The following is a 21,756-nucleotide window of genomic DNA, read 5'->3' on the forward strand; positions in this document are numbered from 1 at the left end:
GCCCGTCGAGGGCTTGCGGTCGCCGGGGCTGCCGGGCGAGGCGTGGTCTAGGGGCGGTCGTCGGCGAGGAGACGGTTGAGGGCGCGGGGCACGTCGAGCACGCCGGCGACGCTGGCGCAGCGCCCGCCGGCACGCAGGGCCAGGCGGCGGGCCTCCTCGTCGTCGTCGGCTGGGGCGAGGACGACCAGCTCGTCGAGCCGGCTGGCCGCGGGCACGGCGTCGTCGTCGGTGGTGCGGCAGTCGGAGAGCAGCAGGGTGACCCGGCGGCGGGCGGTGGCGCGCGAGAGCTGGAGCCGCGCGGCGTCGAGGGCGGCGGGCAGGGCGGTGGTGCCGTGGCCGCGCAGCGCGAGCACCGTGGCGATGGTCTCGGTGGCCGGGCGGCGCGCGGTGAGCGGGGCGAGGACGTCGACGCCGGAGGCGAAGGTCAGCACGGCGTGCTCGCGCGGAGCCATGCTGGCGCACGCCGCGGTCGTGACGGCGGCGGCGGTCAGGCGGGCGCCGTTCATGGACCCCGAGCGGTCGACCACGAGGCACAGCGCGAGGTCGGGGCGGGCCCAGTCGGAGGAGACCAGCTCGTCGAGGCGCGGCATGCGGCCCTCGGCGCGGGCGCCGACGACGGCCTCCATCGAGCGGTCGAGGTCGAGGTCGCCGCCCGCCACGGCGGGGCGCGTGCGCCGGCGGGCGACCCCGGCCGACCGGGGGAGACCACGACGGGTCTGGTCGAGCACGAGGCGGGGGGCCAGCCGGCGTACCTGGGCGCGCAGCGCCTCGTCGGTGGCCCGCGACATGTCGACCAGCAGGGTGAGGGTGAGGTCGGGGTCCTCGCGCAGCGCGGCGTCGAGGGCGTCCTGGTCGAGCACGCCGGTCTCGGGGGAGAGCTCGGCGAAGCGGGGGTTGCGGGCCAGCTCCGAGCGCCCGGTGGTGCGCTCGTTGCGCAGTCGCTCGCGGGGCTGCGGCTTGGAGGGGGCCGAGGGTGAGGGGGGCGAGCCCGCCGGGTTGGGCGGGCTCAGGGTTCCCCCGGCCCCGCCTCCCCGGTGTCGGGCGCGCCGTCGGGCGGGTCGGTCTCCGGGGGCGGCCCGAAGACACGGGTCCACAGCTCGGTGACGACCTGCTCGGGGGTGCGGCCGCAGCCCTCGTGCAGCCTGACCCGCCCCGTGAGCGAGGCCTTCGCGGCGGCCAGGCCGACGTGCCACTCGGTGGCCGGCACGCCGCGCAGGGCGGCCAGCTCGACGGTGATCCGGGCCACGTCGATCGCGCCGCGCACCGAGGAGCCCCACTCGAGGTCGGGGTGCTCGCGGGTGGCGCGCACCAGCTCGACGACCTTCGCCTCCCACTCCGGACCGGCGGCGCCGGTGCTGCCGGCGCTGCCGGGGGCGCCGGTGTGCAGCGCCACGATGGCGCGCTCGGCCCCGGCGGTCTGGTAGCCCATCGAGATCCGGCAGGTGCGGTCGTAGAGGGCGCTGGAGACCCGCGCGGTGCCGATCGCGTCGAAGGGGTTCATGGCGGCGACCAGGCCGAAGCCGGGCGCGGCGACCACGCAGCCCAGGCGAGGCACGGTGATCTCCTTCTCCGACATCGCGGCCAGCAGGACGTTGAGGGTCTCCTCCGGGATCCGGTTGAGCTCCTCGACGTAGAGCAGGCCTCCCGAGCGCATCGCGGCCAGCAGCGGCCCGTCCTCGAAGATCTCCGGGCTGTAGCCGCGGGCCAGCACCAGCGCGGGGTCGAAGTGGCCGACCAGCCGCGCGGGGGTCAGCTCGGCGTTGCCCTCGACGAGCACGAAGGGGATGTCGCGCTCGCGCGCGACCTGGCGCAGCAGGGTCGACTTGCCGGTGCCGGGCGGTCCCTCGAGGAGCACGTGGGCGCCGCTGCGCAGCGCCGCCTGGAGCACCTGGGCCTCCTCGGAGCGGTCGACCGCGGCCACGGGCGCGACGGCGTCGGCCGTCGCGCCCGCGGTGACCGGGGTGGGGTGGTCGGGCACGGGCCGCTCAGTGCTCGTGCACGACGACGCCGCGCACGTTCTTGCCGGCCAGCAGGTCGTCGTAGCCCTCGTTGACCTGGTCGAGGCGGTAGGTGCGGGTGATGATCTCGTCGAGCTTGATGTCGCCGCTCTGGTAGAGCCCGAGGATCTTCGGGATGTCGGTCGTGGGGTTGCAGTCGCCGAAGAGGCTGCCCTTGAGGGTCTTGCGGTAGAGGGTCATGATCGAGCCCGGCAGCTCGATGTTCTGCTCGTCGAGCTTGTTGAGCCCGGTCAGCACGACCGTGCCGCCCTTGCCGACGGCGTTGAAGCCGCTGGCCACGATCTCGGAGGTCATCAGTCCCGGGGTGAGGATGGCGGAGTCGGCCATCTGGCCGCGGGTGAGGTCGGTGATGGTGTCCTGGGCCTCCTCGGCGCTGGCGAAGGCGTGGGTGGCGCCGAGCTCCATGGCCTTCTCGCGCTTGTTCTCCAAGGGGTCGACGACCACGATGTTCTTCGCGCCGCTGAGGCGCGCGCCCTGCACGGCGTTGATGCCGATGCCGCCGATGCCGAAGATCGCGACTGTGTCGCCGGCGCGCACGCCCGCGGTGTTGACCGCCGCGCCCCAGCCGGTCGGCACGCCGCAGCCCACCAGCACCGCCTTCTCCAGCGGCAGGTCGTCGTCGACCTTGACGCAGGAGTTCTGGTGGATCACGCCGTACTGGCTGAAGGTGCCGAGCATGCACATCGCGCCGTACTGCCCGCGCGGGCCGGTGATCGGGAAGCGCTCCCCGGGCAGGTAGCCCTCGAGGATGGTGGCGCCCATGTCGCAGATCGACTGCTGGCCGTTGGCGCAGTAGCGGCACGACCCGCAGTTGGGGATGAAGGAGCAGACCACGTGGTCGCCGGGCTGCACGCGCGTCACGCCCGGCCCGACCTCCTCGATGATCCCGGCGCCCTCGTGGCCCAGCACCATCGGCAGGCGCGCCTCGAGGTCGCCGTGGGCGATGTGCACGTCGGAGTGGCACAGCCCGGCGTGGGTGTAGCGGATCAGCACCTCACCGGCCTGGGGGCCGTCGAGGTCGAGCTCCTCGATCTCGATCGGCTTGCCGGGCTCGTAGACGACGGCGGCGATGGTCTTCATCGGTGGCTCCTCTGGGGTGTACGGCGGTCCGCCGGGCGTCCGCGGCGGCGCAGCGGCCGGGCGCGGGTCGTCGGGCGACGTGACGGGAGCCACACCATGGCAAGCCGGAGGCGGGGCGACTGTTCAGTCTCTGCACACTCCGTCGCACCCCGGGTCCGGCGTCGGGGTGGCGCCGCGCCGCCGCGGGGTCGGGCAACCGTGGACCAACCTCGACCGCGCAGGGTGTGACCTGCGACACACGTCGACCGCCCGCGATCCTCAGCGGGCCCGGGAGGACCGATGAGGCGCACCAGCGGCGCGGCTGCCGGCCCCGGCCTGCCCCCCGCGGCCGGGGCGCCCGGTGTGCGCGAGGAGATCGCCTCCTCCTGGCGCCGTGTGCGCCTCGCCGGTCTCGACCCCGCGGCGCCGGTGGACACCGACGCCGACGCGGGGGTGGAGACGGTCGCCGACGTCGGCAGCACGCTGCTGCGCGGCGCCGTGCCGGTGCTCGAGGACCTCGAGGAGGGGCTGCGCGGCAGCCGCTACTCCACCGTGCTCGTCGACCGCGACTGCCGCGTGGCCCGGCGCTGGTGCGACGACCCGCGGCTCGGCGAGGCCTTCGACTCCCTCGACGTGCGCGTCGGGGCCAGCCTGCTCGAGGAGCGCATCGGCACCAACGCGCTCGGCACCGCGATGGTCGCCCGCCACGGCGTCGCCGTGCACGGCAGCGAGCACTTCGTGGAGGCCCTGCAGGCCTTCAGCTGCTACGGCCACCCGATCCGTCACCCCTTGACCAAGCGGATCGAGGGCGTGCTGGACCTCACCGCGCTGCGCGAGCAGGCCAGCCCGCTGCTGGCGCCGCTGGTCTCGCGCGCCGTGCACGAGATCGAGCAGCGCCTCCTCGACGGCAGCCGGGCCTCGGAGAAGAGCCTGCTGGCGGCCTTCCAGGGCGCGGTGGGTCTGCGGCGTCGTCCGATCCTGGCCGTCGGCGAGGACATCGTGCTCTCCAACCACGCCGCCCAGGACCTGCTCAGCCCCGCCGACGTCGCCCTCCTGCGGGTGCTGGCCGACGAGCCCCAGCAGCGCGACCAGCAGGCCATCGAGCTGACCCTGGAGTCGGGCCAGCCGGTGAGCGTCGAGGTCACCCGCGTGAGCGGAGCCCGCCGCGGTGCGCTGCTGCGCGTCGACAAGGTGAGCGGTGCGCTGGCGCGGGCGGTGACCACCCGCAGCCGCACCCGTCGCGACCGGGTCGGCCCGCCCCGGCTCGTCGCGGGCGTCTCGGGCAGCGGCCGCACCACCCGCGCCCGCGCGCTGGCCGCCGACCACCTCCCCGTGCAGGTGATGCGACCCGCGACCGCGCTGCTGGAGGGCGCCGAGGAGTGGGCGCGACAGTTCGAGGCCGCCATGCGGCGGGGGTCGGGCACGGTCTGCGTCGACGGCATCGACCTGCTGCCCGACGCCCTGCTCGACGTCGTGACCGGGTGGGTCGACGCCCCCACCCGACCCGACCTCGTGCTGACCTCGGGCCCCGTCGCGGGGCTGCAGGGCGCGGCCGCCACGCTCGCGGGCATGGCCACCCGGCGCGAGGAGCTGGTGCCGCTGGCGGCCCGCCGTCAGGACGTGCCGGAGCTCGCGGCCTCCATCCTGCGCGAGGTCGCGGGCGGGCGCCCCGTGCACCTGACACCACGCGTGGTCGAGGCCCTGTGCGCCCAGGCCTGGCCGGGCAACCTGCGCGAGCTCAAGGCCGTGGTGGTCCACCTGGCGCAGGCCCGCTCCACCGGCGGGCTGACCGTCGACGACCTGCCGGAGCAGTACCGCTCGGGTCCTCCCGCCGGCGCCCTCACCGCGCTGGAGCAGGCCGAGCGCGACGTCATCGTCACCGCGCTGCGCGACGCCGGCGGGGTCAAGGTGCGTGCCGCCGAGGCGCTCGGGCTCTCCCGCACCACGCTCTACGCGCGGATGCGGGCGCTGCGCATCAACGGTTGAGCCTGGATCAGGGCGCGGATCAGGGCGCGGATCAGGGTCGGGTGCCGGGGGCGGGCGCCGGGGCGGTGCTGCTGTCGCCGGTGAGCACGAGGGCGGCGACGACGGCGCCGACGAGCAGCAGCGCCACCAGCACGGCGGCGAGGATCTTCGGCACGCTCCAGGGCCGGTCGCCCACGACCTCCCCGGTGGTGGCGTTGACCATCACCTGGTAGGTCGTGCCGCGGTAGAGGTAGCTGGCCAGCCAGAGCGGCATGAGCAGCAGCTTGAAGGTCGCCTGGGCGTAGGTGACGTCCATGTCGCTGACGCGCTGCTCGTCACCGCCGATGTCACGGCGGCAGTCGTCCTCGATGACCTCGCGCATCTGGCCGCGGGCCTCCTTGGCGCCCTCCTGCGGGTCGACGTCGTAGCGCAGGGCGGAGTAGCCGGTGAGGTACTCCTGCTGGAAGGGGCGCGCGTCGGCCAGCGTCCAGGGCCCCATCTTCGCCAGCTTCCCCGGCTCCAGCCGCTCGCTGGCGACGACCAGGACGTCGTCGAAGCCGCGGGAGACGCGACCCGACGCGGGGTGCCACCGCGTCCGGCGCTCCTGGTAGGTCTCGGTCCTCGTGCCGCCCTTGCCGTCGGAGACCGTGCGGGTGCGGGTGACGTAGTAGTGCTCGCCGCGCTGGCCGGTGTAGTCGGTGACGGTCTGGGCGTCGAAGGTCCAGTGCGGCACGTAGGTGCCCTGGAGGCCGTGGGTCGAGCCGACCTCCTTCAGGGCCCCCGGGGCGAAGCGCCGCGAGCCGACCCACTCGCCGAAGGCCCGCTGGGCGCCCGACTCGTCGACGTGGAACGGGATGACCGCCTCGGGCGCCACGAGACCCTCGGGGTGCTCGACGACCACGAGGGCGCCGCTGCAGAACTGGCAGCGCCCGGCCAGGTCGACGGTCTCGGTGCGAGCGCCGCACCCGCCGCACTGGAGCACGTGGGCCCCGATCGAGGCCACCGTCGTTTCGCCGTTGCGCGCGCGCCACGCGTCGTAGGAGTGCTCGCGGATCGTGGCTCCGGTCGCGGCGATGGCGGTCTGCGCGCCGCACGAGCCGCAGCGCAGGGAGGTCGTGCCGGGGGCGAAGGCGACCTGCGCGCCGCAGCTGCCGCAGGTGGCGCTGAGCGTAGCCGCGCCCAGGGCCACCGGGTCGCTCGCGTCGACCGGGCCGACCGCGCCGGAGGGCGAGGTCGCGGGCGGCTCGGGCAGCGGCGGTGGCCCCGCGGCGGGCCCGCCGGGCAGCGGAGGGGGACCCGCCGGGTCGGCGGGCTGCTGGCCGGTGGGGGTCGGGTCGGTGGACACCGGGTCTCCTCGGCTCAGGCCTGGGGCGGCAGCGGCGGCGGCGTGGCGGCGAGGAGCGCGGACAGCGCCGGCACCTCGGCCGCTGCGGTCCAGGCGGTCATGCCCTGCTGCCAGACCAGGGTGGTCGCGGTGAGCTCGCCCGAGGCGACCCGGCCGGGCAGCTCGCCGGCGGGGACCGGTCCGACCTGCTGGCCGCCCACCGCCAGGAACCAGGGCTGGGCCGCCCCGGGCAGGGGCGGCGGACCCGGGGGAGCGGCCTGGGGAGCGGTCTGGGGAGTCGCCTGGGGAGCCATGGCCTGGGCGATCTGCTGGCCCAGGGCGATGCCCATGCCCATGCCGAGGCCCTCGCCCGCGCCGCCGGGGTTGGTGGCGGCGTCGCCGATGGCGGTGGCGGCCTGGAACTTCGCGTACTGGTCGAGGCTGCCCAGCACCCCCATCTGGGTGCGCTTGTCGAGGGCGGCCTCGACCTCCGGGGGCAGCGAGATGTTCTCGATGACGAACTTCGGGATGCTCACGCCCATGTCGGTCAGGCTCGTGGTCAGCGTCCCGGCGAGGGTCGCGGCGATGGTCTGCTGCTGGGCCGCGAGGTCGAGCATCGGGAGCTGGGAGTTGGCCAGGGCCGTGCCGACCTGGCTGACGATGTTCTGCCGGAGGAACTCCGCGACCTCGTCGGTGCGGAAGTCGGGGTCGGTGCCGACGAGCTGGCGCAGCAGCGCGGCGGGGTCGACGACCTGGAGCGCGTAGGCCCCGAAGGCCCGCAGCCGCACCATCCCGAACTCGGCGTCGCGCACGGTCACCGGATTCTGGGTGCCCCACTTGAGGTCGGTGTAGAGCCGCGTGCCGACGAAGTAGACCTCGGCCTTGAAGGGGGACTCGAAGCCGTACTTCCAGCCCTTGAGGGTCGAGAGCACCGGCAGGTTCTGGGTGTCGAGGGTGTGGGTGCCGGGGGTGAAGACGTCGGCGATCTGGCCCTCGTCGACGAAGACGGCCACCTGGCCCTCGCGCACCACGAGCTTCGCGCCGTTCTTGATCTCGTTGCCCTGGCGCGGGAAGCGCCACACGATGGTGTCGCGGCCGTCGTCGAGGAACTCGACGATGTCGATGAACTGCCCGCGCACCTTGTCCATGAAGCCCATCGCCGTGTCGTCTCCTCAGCTCGCGCGCCGGCCCTGTGCCCGACCCGCCGAGCGTAGGGGGCCGGGGGCCGCCGCGCGGGCGAACTCCACAGGCGGTGCCGTGGGCGCAGGGTGGGCGCAGGGCGGCCGCAGGGCGAGCGCCGTGCGGGCTCAGGTGCCGCAGTAGGTGGTGTAGGCGCCGAAGTCGGGCGGTGCGGGGGCCGCGAAGGCCTCGAGGCCGGGGCGCTCGACGTAGGGCGACCGGACCGCCTCGAGCAGCCGCTCGAGCGGAGCGAGGTCGCCCGCGGTGGCGGCGTCGAGGGCCTCCTCGACCAGGTGGTTGCGCGGGACGTAGAGCGGGTTGACCCGGTCCATCGCGTCGGGGTCGGGCCCCAGCGCGCGCCACCGCTCGAGCCACGCGTCGAGCGCGGGCAGGTCGAGCACGACCCCGCGCACCGGCTCGGCGTCGCCGCGCGCCGCCGCCGACAGCGCCCGGTGGAAGGACGTGTGGTCGACGCGGCCGGCCTGCATGAGCGCCTGCAGGTCGGTGGCCAGCGCGAGCACCACGTCGGGCGTCAGCCCCGCGGGCAGGCCGAGCTTGGCGCGCATCCCCTCGGTCCAGGCGGCGTCGTAGCGCGGGCGGAAGCCCCCGAGCGCCTCGACGGCCAGCGCCACGGCCTGCTCCTGGTCGTCGTGCAGCAGCGGCAGCATCGCCTCGGCGAGACGGGCGAGGTTCCACTCCGCGATCGGCGGCTGCTGGGCGTAGGCGTAGCGGCCGGCGTGGTCGATGGAGCTGAAGACGGTGGCGGGGTCGACGGCCTCCATGAAGGCGCAGGGGCCGTAGTCGATGCTCTCGCCGGAGAGGGTCATGTTGTCGGTGTTCATGACGCCGTGCACGAAGCCGAGCAGCATCCACCGCGCCACCAGGTCGGCCTGCGCGGCCACGACGGCCTGGAAGAGGGCGAGGTGGGGGTGCTCGGCGTCGGCGGCCGCCGGGTGGTGCCGCGCGATCGCGTGGTCGGCCAGACGCGCCAGCAGGTCGCGGTCGTCGCGGGCCCGGGCGAGCTGCACGCTGCCGACGCGCAGGTGGCTGGCCGCCGTGCGGGCCAGGACGGCGCCGGGCAGCACCCCGAGCTCACGGCGTACGCCGCGACCCGTGGCGACGACGGCCAGCGCGCGCGTCGTGGGCACGCCGAGCGCGTGCATGGCCTCGCTGACCACCAGCTCGCGCAGCATCGGGCCGACCGCGGCCAGGCCGTCGCCGCCACGGGCGAAGGGCGTGCGGCCGGAGCCCTTGAGGTGGAGGTCGACCAGGCGGCCGTCGGGGGCGGTGAGCTCGCCGAGCAGCAGCGCCCGGCCGTCGCCGAGGCCGGGGTTGAAGCCTCCGAACTGGTGCCCGGCGTAGGCCTGCGCGACGGGGTGGGCGCCCTCGGGCACCTCACCGCCGACGAGGAAGCGGACCCCCTCGGGCGTGCGCAGCCACTCCGGGTTGAGGCCGAGCTCGCGCGCGAGCTCCTCGCCCAGGTGCAGCAGCCGGGGCTCGGGCGCCTCCTCGGCCCGCCAGGGCCTGGCCAGCTCGGGCAGCGCGTCGGCGAAGACGTGACCCAGGGCGGGCGCGGAGGTGCTCGTGACGCGTGTCGTGCTCATGCCTCGAGCCTACGAGGGCCCCCGGGAGGCCGGGCGCGCCGCGGATCGGGAGCCGTGCGACGACGGCGTGCTCACCCCTCCGGCGGTGCTGCGTGTCGGCGCGCGGCGGTAGACAGGACCCATGAGGACTCGAGAGATCGGCAACGACACCGTCGGACGCGTGCAGGTGGGGGCGATCGGCCTGGGCCTGATGACCTTCGACCAGACCGGCACCCAGCCGCGCCAGCAGCTGCTCGACACCGTGCAGGCGGCGGTCGACGCCGGGGTGACCCTCTTCGACACCGCCGACGCCTACGGCCCCGGCGACGAGCTGGGCCAGGACGCCCAGGGCGCCAACGAGCGCCTGGCCATCGGCCTGCTCGACGAGCTCGGGCTGCGCGAGCGGGTGCTGCTGGCCACCAAGGGCGGCCACGTGCGCACCGACGGGGGCGGCTGGGACGTCGACAGCTCCCGCCAGCACCTCCACGAGGCCGTCGACGCGAGCCTGGAGCGGCTCGGCGTCGAGCAGCTCGACCTGTGGCAGCACCACCGTCCCGACCCGGCCGTGCCCTACGAGGAGGTCGTGGCGACGCTGAAGGAGATCCACGACTCCGGCAAGGTGAAGCGGCTCGGGCTCTCCAACGCCGACCCCGAGCAGATCCGTCTCGCCCACTCCGTGCTCGGCGGCGCGCTGGTGAGCGTGCAGAACCAGTTCTCCCCGAAGTTCCGCAGCAGCGCCCCCGAGATCGAGGTCTGCGAGGAGCTCGGCCTGGCCTTCCTGCCGTGGAGCCCGCTGGGCGGCCTGGGCGACGCCAAGGAGCTGGCCGCCCACCACCCGGCCTTCGCCGAGGTCGCCGAGGCGCGCGGTGTCAGCCCGCAGCAGGTCGCGCTGGCGTGGGAGCTCGCGCAGTCGCCGGTCGTCATCCCGATCCCCGGGGCCAAGCGTCCCTCCTCGGTGACCGACTCCGCCGCGGCCGCCGACCTCGACCTCACCGCCGACGAGCTCGCCCGCCTCGACGCCGACCCCGAGGGCTGAGACCCGAGCCCGGCGGGGTCGCGGGCGCGGGAGGCCTGCGGGGAGAATGCGGCGCATGCCGCTGCTGCCCCGTCGCCACCGTCCCCCGACCCCCGCCGCGCCGCCGGCCGCAGCGGCGCCCGCGCCGGGCGGCGTGGGCGGCTCCGGTCGGGTCCCCGACGCGTCCGGCGGCGGGCACGAGCCCTCGCGGCCGGCCGGTCGTCACGCCGGCCCGGCGACCGAGGAGGGCGCCCCGCGCGGCACGACCGGCCCCGCAGCGCCCGACCTCCGCGCCGAGGTGCTGGCCGCGCGGGTCGAGCGGTGGCGTCCCGACCTGGTCGAGGCCCTCGCCGAGGTCTACCCCGACCCCGAGGGCCTGGCCGACGACCTCGTCGCCCTGGCCGCGCAGCGCTACGCCGAGCGCAGCGACGAGCTGCACCACCTCGACCTGCGCCGCTCGCTGGCACCCGACTGGTTCCAGCGCCCCGAGATGCTCGGCTACGCCGCCTACGCCGACCGGTTCGCCGGTGACCTCGCGGGCGTCGCGGAGCGCATCGACTACCTGCGCGACCTGGGCGTGACCTACCTGCACCTGATGCCGCTGCTCGAGCCGCGGCCCGGCGACAGCGACGGCGGCTACGCCGTGCAGAGCTACCGCCGGGTGCGCTCCGACCTCGGCACGACCGAGGACCTCGCCGCCCTCACCGCCAGGCTGCGGGCCTCGGGGATCAGCCTGTGCCTCGACCTGGTGCTCAACCACGTCGCCCGCGAGCACGAGTGGGCCGAGCGGGCCCGGGCCGGCGACCCGGCCTACCGCGACTACTTCTACGTCCACCCCGACCGCAGCGTGCCCGACGCCTTCGAGCAGACGCTGCCCGAGGTCTTCCCCGACTTCGCCCCCGGCAGCTTCAGCTTCGACGCCGACCTCGACGGCTGGGTGATGACGACCTTCAACACCTTCCAGTGGGACGTCAACTGGTCCAACCCCGCGGTGCTGCGCGAGTACGCCGACATCATCATGACCCTGGCCAACGACGGCGTGGAGGTCTTCCGCCTCGACGCCATCGCCTTCCTGTGGAAGCAGCTCGGCACCACCTGCCAGAACCTCCCGCAGGTGCACGCCCTCACCCAGGCGCTGCGGGTGCTGGGCCGCATCGCCTGCCCCGCGGTGGTGTTCAAGGCCGAGGCCATCGTCGGCCCCGACGACCTGCCGGCCTACCTCGGCCAGGGCCGCCACCACGGCAAGGTCAGCGACCTGGCCTACCACAACGCGCTCATGGTGCACGTGTGGTCGATGCTGGCCACCAAGGACGCCGGGCTGGCCTCCCGCGCCCTCCAGCGGCTCCCCGCCACGCCCGCCTCCACCTCCTGGGTGACCTACGCCCGCTGCCACGACGACATCGGGTGGGCCATCGACGACGCCGACGCGGCCGCCGCCGGGCTCGACGGCCACTTGCACCGCCGCTTCCTCTCGCAGTTCCACGCCGGCGACTTCCCCGGCTCGTGGGCGCGCGGCCTGGTCTTCCAGGACAACCCGCGCACCGGCGACCAGCGCATCTCCGGCTCCTTGGCCTCCCTGGCCGGCCTGGAGGCCGGTGACCCCCACGCCGTCGACCGGATCCTGGCGGTCCACGCGGTCGTGCTCGGCTTCGGTGGCCTGCCCGTGCTGTGGATGGGCGACGAGGTGGGCCTGCTCAACGACCACGACTGGGACGCCAACCCCGCCCACGCCGCCGACAACCGGTGGGTCCACCGTCCGGTGATGCCCTGGCCGGTCGAGGACCCCCACGGCCTGCGCGGGCGGCTGCGCCACCTGGTCGGCGTGCGCCGCGACCTGCCCCACCTGCACGCCGGCGTGCCCACCGAGGTGCTCGACCCGCCGGTCTCCGGCGTCTTCGCCACCCGGCGGGTCCACCCGCTCGGCGCGATGGTGATGCTGGCCAACGTCACCCCCGAGCCGCAGTGGGTCTCCCGCGGCCGGCTGACCTCGCTGGTCGGCGGGCCGCCGGTCGACCGGATCACCGGGCGGGCGCTGGGCGAGGGGGCCGACCCGGGCGCCGACGGCGACGGCCTGGCGCTCGCGCCGTACGAGGTGCTGTGGGTGTGCGCCGGATGACGGCGGGTCAGGGCCCTGCGGGGCCGGGGGCCGGGGTGCACGACGAGCAGCGGCGCGCGTGGGTCAACCGGGCCGTCGCGACGATCCGCGCCGACGCCAACCGGTCGGCCGACACCCACCTGCTGCGGCTGCCGCTGCCCGAGGAGTGGGGCGTCGACGTCTACCTCAAGGACGAGTCGACCCACCCGACGGGCAGCCTCAAGCACCGCCTCGCCCGCAGCCTCTTCCTCCACGCGCTGGTCAACGGCTGGATCGGCCCGACCACCACCGTGGTCGAGGCGTCCTCGGGCTCCACCGCGATCTCGGAGGCCTACTTCGCCCAGCTCGTCGGGCTGCCCTTCGTGGCGGTCATGTCACGCACGACGAGCGTGGAGAAGATCAGCCTCATCGAGGGCTACGGCGGGCGCTGCCACCTCGTCGACGACCCCGCCGGCGTCTACGAGGTCTCCCAGCGGCTGGCCCGCGAGTGCGGCGGTCACTACATGGACCAGTTCACCTACGCCGAGCGTGCCACCGACTGGCGCGGCAACAACAACATCGCCGAGTCGGTGCTCGACCAGCTGCGCCTGGAGCGCCACCCCGTGCCGACCTGGATCGTCGTGGGCGCCGGCACCGGCGGCACGGCCTCGACCTTCGGCCGCTACGTGCGCTACCAGGGCCTGCCGACCCGGCTGTGCGTCGTCGACCCCGAGCACTCCGCCTTCCACCCCGCCTGGAGCAGCGGCGACCTCGGCCTCACCACCGACCGCGGCTCCCGCATCGAGGGCATCGGGCGCCAGCGGGTGGAGCCGAGCTTCCTGCCGGGGGTGGTCGACCACATGATCACCGTGCCCGACGCGGCCTCGGTGGCGACGATGCACCACGTCGACCGGCTGCTCGCCCGCCGGCCCGGCCCCTCGACCGGCACCAACCTGTGGGGCGCCCTGCAGCTGGTCGACCGGATGCGTCGCGCCGGCGAGACCGGCAGCGTCGTCACCCTGCTCTGCGACGACGGCCACCGCTACGCCGACACCTACTACTCCGACGCCTGGCTGGTCGAGCACGACCTCGACCCCGCACCCCACGTCGAGGAGGTCGCCCGGCTCTTCGGGGCGTGAGCGCGCGAGGCGGGTCGCGGTCGTTTCGGCCCGCCGCGAGGGGGTAGACCCCCTGCGTGGTCGACCAGCACGAGACGAGGGCCCTCCGGGGCACCTCCCCGGCCCGGGCCGCCGCCGCGGCGACCCTGGCCGCCGGCCTCGCGCTCGCGGGTGCGGGCTGCTCCCCGGACGAGCAGACGATCGCCGCCGGCACCGTGGTCGCGGCCCCCGGGGTCGTGGACGGTGACGCCTCGGTCACGGTGCGCGTGCCCACCGGCGCGGTGCGGCTCGGTGTCGCGGACCCGGCCGACGCGGTGGGCTCCGACCGTGCGGCCGACGGAGCCTCCCTCCTGGCCCTGGAGGTGGCCTTCGACCGGTCCGCCGTGCGCTCCGACGTGGCCGACCTGGCCCGCGTGCCGGGGGCGGGCAGCCCGGTGGAGCTCGCGGTCGAGGTGGCCGGCGAGCGCTACGACCTCGGGACGGTGGGCGACCCCGACGGCGCGGTCGCCGACGACGGGTCCGACGAGCGCCTGGGCGGTGACGTCCTGGTCGCCGTGGAGGGCGCGCCCGACCTGGACGACGTCACGGTCGTGGTCGGCTACGACGGCCTCGACCAGCGGGTCGCGCTCGTCGACGGCGCGCGCGAGCCCGGCCCGGCCGATCCCCTCTACGTCGCCGAGCGCGAGCCGCGCGGCCCCGTGACGTGCGACGTCGACCCGGCCCCCCGCGGGGTCGAGGTCGAGGGTCTCGCCTGCCGTGCCGAGCGCATGGTCTCGGTGCCCTACGTGCCCGGGGCCGGCTGGGCCGCGGAGGGGAACACCTGGGCGGTGGTGCCGCTGGTCGTCTCCGTGACCGGGGTGACCACCGCTCCGCCCGCCACGGCGGACCGCGGCGCCTACACCGTGACCGGCGCCGACCAGTCGGTCGCGCTCGGCGGCGCGCCCCCCGTCACCGAGCTCGACGTCACCGAGACCGGCGACGGGGCCTCCTACACCTCCCGGCTGGTCTTCTCCCTCGGGGCCGACACCCCGCTCGACCTCGACCTGCGCCGCACCTACGCCCTGCGGGCCGACTCCGGGGCGGTGCCCGCCCGGCGTGAGCTCGTGCTCGACGCGGCGCTCCGGCTGCCCGCGACCCTGCGCCCACCCGGGTGACCCGCCCCACCCCTCCTGACCCCTCGCAGCCCCCCCACCCCCCACGTGAAGGAGAACCATGACCGACCCACGGCTCGGCATCGACGGCGTCGACCTCCTGGAGCTCGACATCATCGCCAAGGAGAGGCTCCCCGACGCGGCCGCGGAGCTGGCCTCGGCCCGCGGGACCATCGCCCTCTTCTCCCAGGTCTCCTTCCGCCGCTCGGGCGGGGTCGGCATCGGGGCCGACGGGCCGGCCGCGGAGTGGAGCGCCCTGGCCGACCTCCTGGTCAGCGCCCTGACCCAGGGCGGCACCAACATCGACGACACCTCCGCCGCGATCCGGACCTTCCTCGACGACATCCTCGCGACCGACGACGGCGCACGCCAGCGCATGGACACCGCCCGCACGGAGATGGAAGGGATCGGCGGCTGATGACCGACCTGCGCGCCAAGGCCGAGCGGATCAAGGAGCTCGCCATCGAGAAGACCGCCGAGCTGGCCATGAAGGCCGCGGGCCCGGACGGCGGCGGCATCGCCTACGCCTTCGCCCACGACCAGGCCAGCGAGGAGTTCGCCGACGTCGACCAGGTCTTCGACGACTGGCTGGACCTGCCCGACCCGTCGTACCTCTCCTCCTTCGCCTCCAACCTCGCCGGGGCCCTGCCGCACCTCGCCGCCGAGGCCTACGTCGACGACGACTCCGCCGCCTCGCTCGGCGGGGGCGGGTCCAACGTCGCGATCACCCAGATCGAGCCCACCGGCGCGTTCATGTCCGGGTGGACCAGCGGCACGGCCACCAGCTTCGCCAGCTTCGCCGGCCTCTTCGGACCCGTCGTGTCCAACCTGTGGCTGTGCGGCAACGTGCTGGTCAACGCCCTCTACGCCGAGCAGGCGATCTGGGAGGAGGCCGACCGCAGCCTCCACGAGATCGCCGACGCGGCGATCAGCACGCTCGAGGACATCGCCAACAAGAGCGCTGCCGAGTACACCGCGACCCTGTCGGTGCTCGCCGCGGTGTCGGGCATCATCGCCGTGCCGTTCACCGCGGGTGGCAGCCTCGCGGCCGCCTACACGTTCGCGGCCATCTCCGGCGGGATCGGCCTGGCCGGGAGCTTCGCGCCGGAGGACGCCGAGGACCACCCCGGGATCGACGGGGGCAGTCCGGCGAGCGTGGTGTCCTCGGTGCGCGACCTGCTGACCCGGCTCAACGAGCACGTCACCGCCAAGGAGGGTGACGTCCGCTCGGCGCTGAGCGACACCGCCGGGCAGTTCTCCGCGGCCATGGGGGAGGAGAACATGGTCTCCCCCGTCGTCCTGCCCCGTCCGACCGTGGCCGACTCGCCGTCCTTCGGTGGCCGGTCGGGAGGGGCCTGAGGTGGCGGGGCGCCTCGACAGCGCCGTCGAGTCCTCGGTGGTCACGGTCTCGACGCCCAACGAGAAGGTGCACGCGGAGCTGCGCGGGGAGCGGCACGTGAGCGTGCGGTTCGCCGCCGGTCACCTGGAGCAGGTGTCGCACGCCGTGCTCGAGCGCGAGCTGGCCTCGCTGGCGCGGCTGGCCTTCGCCGCCGCGCTCGCCGAGCACGCCCGCCTCGGCGCGGTCGTCACCGGCCGCGTGCCCACGCGGCGCCCACGGATCGGGCGACGGGAGAAGGAGTACGACCAGCGGCTCGCGGAGCTGGCCGCCGAGGGCGTCTCCGACGACGGCGAGGTCACGGTGACCTCGGTGGGCCAGCAGCACCACGCCGTGCGGCTGCGTCCGGGATGCCTCGACCGCCTCGACGCCGAGCAGCTGGCCCGCTCGTGCGCCCAGGCGGCGGAGCGCCTGCTCCTCGACACCGAGACCCGCGCCGCGCGGGCGCGGTGGGACGTCTACATGGGCACGCCGCTGCCCGGCACCTGAGCCGCCCGGCAGCCGCCTCGCGCGGCCGGGCCCGGGTCGGGTGTCGGGCGGGTGGGGGTGTCGAGGACGGTCACAGCCTGCGACCGGCCCAGCTCCAGGCGTAGGCGCCGTGGTCGACGGCCCGCCCGGCCTCGCCGAGCTCGAGGGGCCGGAAGGTGTCGACCATGACCGCGGTCTCGTCGAAGGCCTCGGCGCCGAGGGAGGCCTCGACGGCGGCGGGCTGGGGACCGTGGGCGTGGCCACCGGGGTGGAGGGTCACCGAGCCGACACCGATCCCCGAGCCCTTGCGGGCCTCGTAGTCGCCGGCGACGTAGAACATGACCTCGTCGCTGTCGACGTTGGAGTGGTAGTAGGGCACGGGCACGGCGAGCGGGTGGTAGTCGACCTTGCGGGGCAGGAAGGCGCACACCACGAAGCCGGCGCCCTCGAAGACCTGGTGCACCGGCGGGGGCTGGTGGACCTTGCCGGTGATCGGCATGTAGTCCTCGACGTTGAACGTGTAGGGATAGAGGCAGCCGTCCCAGCCGACGACGTCGAAGGGGTGGGTGGCGTAGGTCATCCGGGTGCCGACGATCCCGGCCGAGGTGCGGTGCCTGACGAGCACCTCGACGTCGGACGCCGGCTCGCCGGCGCCGGCGAGCAGCGGCTCGGTGGGGCCGTGGAGGTCGCGCTCGCAGTAGGGGGCGTGCTCGAGCAGCTGGCCGTAGCGCGAGAGGTAACGCTTCGGCGGCGCGACGTGGCTGGCCGACTCGACCGCGTAGAGCCGGCTCGGCCCGGAGGCCGTGTCGGGGCGCCAGCGGTGGGTGGTGGCCCGGGGCACCACGACGAAGTCGCCGGCGCGGTAGGGCACGACGCCGAAGACGGTCTCGACCACCCCGCTGCCGGCCTCGACGAAGACGCACTCGTCGCCCAGCGCGTTGCGGTAGAGCGGGGAGTCGGCCGCGGCGACGACGTAGGACAGGTGGACGTCGGCGTTGCCGAGCACGAGCCGGCGCCCGGTGACCGCGTCGACGCCCGTGACGTCGGCGGGCACGAGGTCGGGCAGGCGCAGGTGGCGCGGCGTCAGCGGGTGGTTCGGGGTGAGGGCCTGGTCGGGGAGGTCCCAGACCTCGCTGGCCACGATTGCCGACGGCACGCCGCGGTGGTAGAGCAGCGAGGAGTCGGAGGAGAAGCCCTCCTCGCCCATCAGCTCCTCGGAGCGCAGCGCGCCGTGCTCGTCGCGGAGCTGGGTGTGCCGCTGGCGCGGCACCTCTCCGACCCGTCGGTAGTACGCCACAGCCAGCCACCTCACACCGAGAGGGGGACCTCGTCGTCCCCGCTGCGGCGATGCTGCTCGGCGCTCCCGACCGTGTCAATCGCATGGTCGGCCGCGTGGTCGACCGCGTGGTCGGTCGCGCGGCGGCCCGGAGTCGCACGGGCGCCCGGCATCCACCGACCGGGCGCGCGGCATGGCCCGCACGGGCCATGCCGGGGCCGCCGACCATGGCCCGGTCGGGGGGTTTCACGGCCGCGGCCTCACCCTGTCGGGTCGGCGTCGTTGCTCCGGGTGCCGGGCGGGGGGTCCGGACTCGGGGGAACGGACGACGAGGGGGTCGTGACGTGTGCAGGACGACGTGCTCGATGGAGCTCGTGGACGGTCCGACGGGGCGCGAGGGACGCCCGACGATGGCGCTGGTGGTCAGGGGCGACCTCGACGTGTCGGCCGGGCCGGCGGTCGGCGCGGTGGTGGAGCGGCTGCGCCGGTCGCGCCCGACGGTGGTGCTCGTCGACCTCGAGCAGGTCGACTTCGTCGACACCGCGGGCCTGCACTGGCTGCGCCGCGCGCTGCGCGCCGCGGTGGTCCACGGCGCCGACGTCGGGGTGCTCGCGGAGTCGCCGGCCGTACGCCGTCTGCTGCGGCTCGGGTCGGAGCCGCTCTGGCCCCCGCCGGCCGCGCCGCCCGCGCCGCCTGTGACGCGCACCCGCGGTGAGGCCACCAGGGCCGCCGGGCTCCGGCTCGTGCCGGCACTCGGCGCGACGACCGGACGCCGCTGAGCACCCTGCACCGGGCGGTGGGTCAGCCGCCGACGACCTCGCTGGCGCGCAGCACCTCGAAGGGCTCGGCGTAGCGGGTGTGGGAGACCTGGCGCGACCAGTAGCGGGCGCTCGCCAGCACCAGGTCGGGCTCGAGGTAGTCGCGCGCCGACTGCGAGCGGTAGCACGCGAGCAGGTCGAGCTTGGCCTCGATGGTGTCCTCGACGGGCACGAAGCGCGTGGGCGCGAAGCCGTTGCGCGAGGACGGCGACTGGTAGCAGAACAGCTGCGGCACCCGACGGGCCGCGATCACGGCGGCGGCGTGCACGGCGCGGTGGTCCTGGTGGTTGTCGGCCGCGGAGTGGACGTAGACCGTCGTGGGGGCGACCGAGGCGATCACGGCCTCGATCAGCCCGATCATCTCGTGGGCCTCCTCCAGCCGGGTGTCGGGCAGGTCGGCCATCAGCAGCTCGGCCGACATCGCGGTGGCGGCGGCCACGGCCTCGCGCCGGCGCTCCTCGCGCGGACCGCCCACGGCGCCCCGGCTCAGGGTGAGCACCGACACCGGGTGCCCCTGCGCGGCGTGGCGCAGCAGGGTGGCCCCGCAGCCGATCTCGACGTCGTCGGGGTGGGCGCCGATGGCCAGGACGCGCTCGCCGCGGTGGTGGGACCGGGCCGGCAGCAGCTGCTCGAGCGCGGCAGGGTCGTCGGGGGCGACGACGTCGGAGAGGCCGTGGCGCAGCGCGGTGAGCAGACCGTGGGCGCCGGCCCCGGCGTCGGCCACGACGGCGACGCGGGTCTGGCGCGAGCGTCGGCGTACCCGCTCCAGCACGGCCACGGTGGCCTCGTCGAGCAGGTCGGACTCGACGAGGAGCAGCGCGGGCGCCCCCGCGGTCTCGAGGAGGTCCTCGGTCTCGGCAGGGTCGACGAGGAGCGGGAGGTGGCCGGCGCGCTCGAGGGTGGCGAGGAGCGCCCCGAGGTCGGTGCGCGCCCAGACCACCACCAGCCGCTCGGGGCCGTGCGCCTCGCGCACCACCCCGGCGGGCAGCGTCGTCGGCGCGTGCTCGTCGGTCTCCACGTCCCTCCCCAGGTCCGCCGCAGAGCCTAGACAGCCGCTCCCGGGCGACCGGAGCAGCCGGGCCGCTCGCCGGGACGGGCCGTGGTGACGAGCTCGCGATGGGAGAGGACGGAGGTCCTGCGGGCATAGAAGAAGGCGCCGGGGTCTCGGGTCCCCGGCGCCTTCGAGACCTACTGTAGCCAACGGGTGGTGGTCTGTCAGCAGTTTCGCGACAGTCCGATCGGACCACGTCAATCATCCGTTGGACCCTGGTCGGCCCGGCCCGCGCCTGGTTGCCTGGCGGGGCGGCGGCCCCCCACGCCCGATGCACGGGTGGTCGTCGTGCCTCGGGGGAGGGAGCGGCATGAGCGCAGCCGGGACGCACAGCGGACACGACCTGGACGATCCGCGCGAGCGCGCCCGCCTCAGGGCGCTGCGCGACTTCGGGCTGCCGGGCGGCGAGCACCCGGCCGCCGACGACCTGGTGGCGCTGGTGGCGGTGGCCGCGGCCGCGGCGGGTGTGCCGACGGCTGCGATCCACCTCCTCGCCGGTGACGAGCAGCGCGCCCTGGCCACGGTGGGCTTCGAGATGGTGGCCCTGCCCCGCCGCGACTCGATGTGCAGCCTCGTCGTCGACGAGCCCCGACCCGTCGTGGTCGCCGACGCCCGTGAGGACCCCCGCTTCAGCGACAACCCCTTCGTGCGCGAGGGCCGGATCCGCTTCTACGCCGCCTTCCAGCTGCGCACCGACGCCGACGTGTCCATCGGCACGCTCTGCGTCTTCGACGACCGGCCCCACGTGCTCGGCGCCGAGCAGCGCAGCCTGCTGCAGGCGCTCGCCGACCGCGTCGTCGGGGTGCTGGAGCTCGACCGGAGGGTGCGTGAGCTCACCGGCGAGGTGCGCGAGCTGGAGGCGGTGCGCGCCGGGCTGCGCGCCGACAACGAGAGCCTGCGCGCCTTCGCGGGCCGGGTCAGCCACGACCTGCGCGCTCCGCTGTCGACGATGACGCTGTCGCTGGAGCTGCTCGGCGTCGGGATCTCGCAGGGCTGGGAGCCCTCCGACCTCGAGCCCGTGCTGGCCCGCGCCCTGCGTGGTGCGACCAGGATGCGCGGTGTGGTGGAGAACCTCTTCGTGCACGCCACCGGCGCACCCGCCTCGCCCCACCCCGTCGACCTGGGCTCCCTCGTCGAGGACGCCCGCGAGGACCTGGGCCCGGCCCTCGACGGGGTCGACGTGACCGCGCGGGCGCTGCCGGTCGTCGTCGCCGACGGCCCGCTGCTGCGCCTCGTGCTGCAGAACCTGCTGTCCAACGCGGCCAAGTTCGCTGTCGCCGAGCGCGGCGGCGAGGTGTCGGTGACCGCGTCGCGACGCGACCGGTCGTGGCTCGTCGAGGTGGCCGACCACGGTCGCGGGGTGCCGGAGACCGAGCGCGAGCACGTCTTCGAGGCCTTCGTGCGGGTGGGCGAGCACGCGGAGCTCGCGCCCGGCACCGGGCTGGGGCTCGCCACCTGCCGTGCCATCATCGAGGCCCACGGCGGGCGCATCGGGCTGCGGGAGACCGCGGGCGGCGGGGCGACCGTGTGGTTCGAGCTGCCCGACCCGCGCTGAGGGGCCGGTCGGGCTCGGGACCTCCGACCCGTCGCGTCCCGGGTCGGCCGGTGGTCGTATGACCACTGGCGGATGGCGACTGCCTCCCCGCCGGTCGCACGCTGGGCGGGACCAGCCCGGTCGACCGGCCCGGCCGACCACCGCACCCACCAGGAGACATCATGACCCGCACGCCCCGCACCGCCACCCGCACCACCGCCCGCAGGACCGCCCGCGCCCTCCTCGCCCTGGCCGTGCCGCTGACCCTCGCCGCGCCGCTGGTGGTGACCGCCTCGGCGAGCGCCAACGACGCCGACGTCATCCGCCGCGGCTCGTGCACCGGCAGCACCGACTGGAAGATCAAGGCCAAGCCCGACGACGGCCGGATCGAGGTCGAGGCCGAGATCGACAGCAACGTCAACGGTCAGACCTGGGGCTGGGTGCTCAGGCACGACGGCTCGGTGGCCGCGCGCGGCAGCTCGACCACCAAGGCGCCGAGCGGGTCCTTCAGCGTCGAGCGCCGCCTGGTGGACGCCACCGGCGCCGACGCCTTCACCTTCCGCGCCACCAACGCCGCCAGCGGCGAGGTCTGCGTCGCCAAGGTGTCGCTCTGAGCCGTCCCGAGACCCGTCGCGCGCCGCTGCCCCGCCCCCTCGGGCGCAGGTGGCGTGCGGCCGGACGCAGCCCGATCGCGTGGTTCCTCGCGGTCGGGCTGCTGGCGTGCGCG

The 21,756-nt window shown here is 75.3% G+C and carries 19 protein-coding genes; 11 read left to right on the forward strand and 8 right to left on the reverse strand.

Translation table 11 applies throughout. The annotated features are described in order from the left end of the window. Positions 1–47: 47 nt before the first annotated feature. The 3 genes from IR170_RS18410 to IR170_RS18420 form a co-directional block, all read right to left on the reverse strand. Positions 48–860: a VWA domain-containing protein gene (locus tag IR170_RS18410; protein WP_056863521.1), complete on the reverse strand. Its 813-nt coding sequence runs from the start codon at positions 858–860 to the stop codon at positions 48–50. A gap of 146 nt (positions 861–1,006) precedes the next feature. Then, positions 1,007–1,978: an AAA family ATPase gene (locus tag IR170_RS18415; RefSeq protein WP_193666365.1), complete on the reverse strand. Its 972-nt coding sequence runs from the start codon at positions 1,976–1,978 to the stop codon at positions 1,007–1,009. 7 nt (positions 1,979–1,985) lie between these two features. Next, entirely contained in the window at positions 1,986–3,098 is a 1,113-nt protein-coding gene (locus tag IR170_RS18420; protein ID WP_056863050.1) for an NDMA-dependent alcohol dehydrogenase, read from the reverse strand. A gap of 279 nt (positions 3,099–3,377) precedes the next feature. Here IR170_RS18420 and IR170_RS18425 point away from each other — a divergent pair, with 279 nt between their 5' ends. Beyond that, positions 3,378–5,063 carry a sigma-54-dependent Fis family transcriptional regulator gene (locus tag IR170_RS18425; protein WP_193666366.1) on the forward strand — a complete coding sequence of 562 codons (1,686 nt, stop codon included), beginning with the start codon at positions 3,378–3,380 and terminating at the stop codon, positions 5,061–5,063. Positions 5,064–5,094: 31 nt separating this feature from the next. Here the strand turns inward: IR170_RS18425 and IR170_RS18430 are convergent, their stop codons facing one another. The 3 genes from IR170_RS18430 to IR170_RS18440 form a co-directional block, all read right to left on the reverse strand. Then, the gene (locus tag IR170_RS18430) at positions 5,095–6,387 is read right to left on the reverse strand and encodes a hypothetical protein (RefSeq protein ID WP_227489593.1); all 1,293 of its coding nucleotides are present in this window, start codon (positions 6,385–6,387) and stop codon (positions 5,095–5,097) included. Positions 6,388–6,401: 14 nt separating this feature from the next. Continuing rightward, the gene (locus tag IR170_RS18435; protein WP_193666367.1) at positions 6,402–7,523 is read right to left on the reverse strand and encodes an SPFH domain-containing protein; all 1,122 of its coding nucleotides are present in this window, start codon (positions 7,521–7,523) and stop codon (positions 6,402–6,404) included. 150 nt (positions 7,524–7,673) lie between these two features. Further along, on the reverse strand, positions 7,674–9,149 hold the full coding sequence (locus tag IR170_RS18440) for a protein adenylyltransferase SelO (RefSeq protein WP_193666368.1): 1,476 nt from the start codon (positions 9,147–9,149) through the stop codon (positions 7,674–7,676). Between the two features lie 121 nt (positions 9,150–9,270). Between IR170_RS18440 and IR170_RS18445 the strand changes: the two genes are divergently transcribed. The 7 genes from IR170_RS18445 to IR170_RS18475 are packed head-to-tail and all read left to right on the forward strand — an operon-like array spanning position 9,271 to position 16,371. Further along, a complete protein-coding gene (locus tag IR170_RS18445; RefSeq protein ID WP_056863053.1) occupies positions 9,271–10,164 on the forward strand; it encodes an aldo/keto reductase in 894 nt (297 codons plus the stop codon). Positions 10,165–10,219: 55 nt separating this feature from the next. Next, positions 10,220–12,259, forward strand: coding sequence for an alpha-amylase family protein (locus IR170_RS18450; RefSeq protein WP_193666369.1), 2,040 nt, complete (start codon positions 10,220–10,222; stop codon positions 12,257–12,259). After that, the gene (locus IR170_RS18455) at positions 12,256–13,356 is read left to right on the forward strand and encodes a PLP-dependent cysteine synthase family protein (protein ID WP_193666459.1); all 1,101 of its coding nucleotides are present in this window, start codon (positions 12,256–12,258) and stop codon (positions 13,354–13,356) included. Before IR170_RS18450 ends, IR170_RS18455 begins: the two co-directional genes overlap by 4 nt. Positions 13,357–13,412: 56 nt before the next feature. After that, entirely contained in the window at positions 13,413–14,489 is a 1,077-nt protein-coding gene (locus IR170_RS18460) for a hypothetical protein (protein ID WP_193666370.1), read from the forward strand. Between the two features lie 58 nt (positions 14,490–14,547). Next, on the forward strand, positions 14,548–14,904 hold the full coding sequence (locus IR170_RS18465) for a hypothetical protein (RefSeq protein WP_193666371.1): 357 nt from the start codon (positions 14,548–14,550) through the stop codon (positions 14,902–14,904). Continuing rightward, positions 14,904–15,845 (forward strand): hypothetical protein, encoded by a 942-nt coding sequence (locus IR170_RS18470; protein WP_193666372.1) that lies wholly within the window; start codon positions 14,904–14,906, stop codon positions 15,843–15,845. Before IR170_RS18465 ends, IR170_RS18470 begins: the two co-directional genes overlap by 1 nt. Before the next feature lies 1 nt (position 15,846). Further along, positions 15,847–16,371 carry a hypothetical protein gene (locus IR170_RS18475; RefSeq protein WP_193666373.1) on the forward strand — a complete coding sequence of 175 codons (525 nt, stop codon included), beginning with the start codon at positions 15,847–15,849 and terminating at the stop codon, positions 16,369–16,371. 70 nt (positions 16,372–16,441) lie between these two features. Here IR170_RS18475 and IR170_RS18480 read toward each other — a convergent pair whose 3' ends face one another. Next, positions 16,442–17,647 carry a homogentisate 1,2-dioxygenase gene (locus IR170_RS18480; RefSeq protein WP_193666374.1) on the reverse strand — a complete coding sequence of 402 codons (1,206 nt, stop codon included), beginning with the start codon at positions 17,645–17,647 and terminating at the stop codon, positions 16,442–16,444. A 344-nt stretch (positions 17,648–17,991) separates the two neighbouring features. Between IR170_RS18480 and IR170_RS18485 the strand changes: the two genes are divergently transcribed. Then, on the forward strand, positions 17,992–18,405 hold the full coding sequence (locus IR170_RS18485) for an STAS domain-containing protein (protein WP_193666375.1): 414 nt from the start codon (positions 17,992–17,994) through the stop codon (positions 18,403–18,405). 22 nt (positions 18,406–18,427) lie between these two features. On the opposite strand, the gene IR170_RS18490 is transcribed toward IR170_RS18485, so the two are convergent. Then, on the reverse strand, positions 18,428–19,462 hold the full coding sequence (locus tag IR170_RS18490) for a PIG-L deacetylase family protein (RefSeq protein WP_251534745.1): 1,035 nt from the start codon (positions 19,460–19,462) through the stop codon (positions 18,428–18,430). A 343-nt stretch (positions 19,463–19,805) separates the two neighbouring features. Here IR170_RS18490 and IR170_RS18495 point away from each other — a divergent pair, with 343 nt between their 5' ends. Both IR170_RS18495 and IR170_RS18500 read left to right on the forward strand, forming a co-directional pair. Next, on the forward strand, positions 19,806–21,050 hold the full coding sequence (locus tag IR170_RS18495) for a GAF domain-containing sensor histidine kinase (RefSeq protein WP_193666376.1): 1,245 nt from the start codon (positions 19,806–19,808) through the stop codon (positions 21,048–21,050). A gap of 161 nt (positions 21,051–21,211) precedes the next feature. Then, complete coding sequence (locus IR170_RS18500; RefSeq protein ID WP_193666377.1) at positions 21,212–21,643, forward strand: hypothetical protein; 432 nt, start codon at positions 21,212–21,214, stop codon at positions 21,641–21,643. Positions 21,644–21,756 lie beyond the last annotated feature (113 nt).

The sequence above is a fragment of the Nocardioides kribbensis genome (genome assembly GCF_015070375.1).
GTDB classification, from domain to species: domain Bacteria; phylum Actinomycetota; class Actinomycetes; order Propionibacteriales; family Nocardioidaceae; genus Nocardioides; species Nocardioides kribbensis.

Bases quoted from the DNA above. Each gene is read 5' to 3' on its own strand.
- IR170_RS18485 (WP_193666375.1), top strand. From the start codon at position 17,992: ATGGAGCTCGTGGACGGTCCGACGGGGCGCGAGGGACGCCCGACGATG.
- IR170_RS18435 (WP_193666367.1), bottom strand. From the start codon at position 7,523: ATGGGCTTCATGGACAAGGTGCGCGGGCAGTTCATCGACATCGTCGAG.
- IR170_RS18440 (WP_193666368.1), bottom strand. From the start codon at position 9,149: ATGAGCACGACACGCGTCACGAGCACCTCCGCGCCCGCCCTGGGTCAC.
- IR170_RS18425 (WP_193666366.1), top strand. From the start codon at position 3,378: ATGAGGCGCACCAGCGGCGCGGCTGCCGGCCCCGGCCTGCCCCCCGCG.
- IR170_RS18465 (WP_193666371.1), top strand. From the start codon at position 14,548: ATGACCGACCCACGGCTCGGCATCGACGGCGTCGACCTCCTGGAGCTC.
- IR170_RS18455 (WP_193666459.1), top strand. From the start codon at position 12,256: ATGACGGCGGGTCAGGGCCCTGCGGGGCCGGGGGCCGGGGTGCACGAC.
- IR170_RS18420 (WP_056863050.1), bottom strand. From the start codon at position 3,098: ATGAAGACCATCGCCGCCGTCGTCTACGAGCCCGGCAAGCCGATCGAG.
- IR170_RS18495 (WP_193666376.1), top strand. From the start codon at position 19,806: ATGAGCGCAGCCGGGACGCACAGCGGACACGACCTGGACGATCCGCGC.
- IR170_RS18450 (WP_193666369.1), top strand. From the start codon at position 10,220: ATGCCGCTGCTGCCCCGTCGCCACCGTCCCCCGACCCCCGCCGCGCCG.
- IR170_RS18500 (WP_193666377.1), top strand. From the start codon at position 21,212: ATGACCCGCACGCCCCGCACCGCCACCCGCACCACCGCCCGCAGGACC.
- IR170_RS18470 (WP_193666372.1), top strand. From the start codon at position 14,904: ATGACCGACCTGCGCGCCAAGGCCGAGCGGATCAAGGAGCTCGCCATC.
- IR170_RS18445 (WP_056863053.1), top strand. From the start codon at position 9,271: ATGAGGACTCGAGAGATCGGCAACGACACCGTCGGACGCGTGCAGGTG.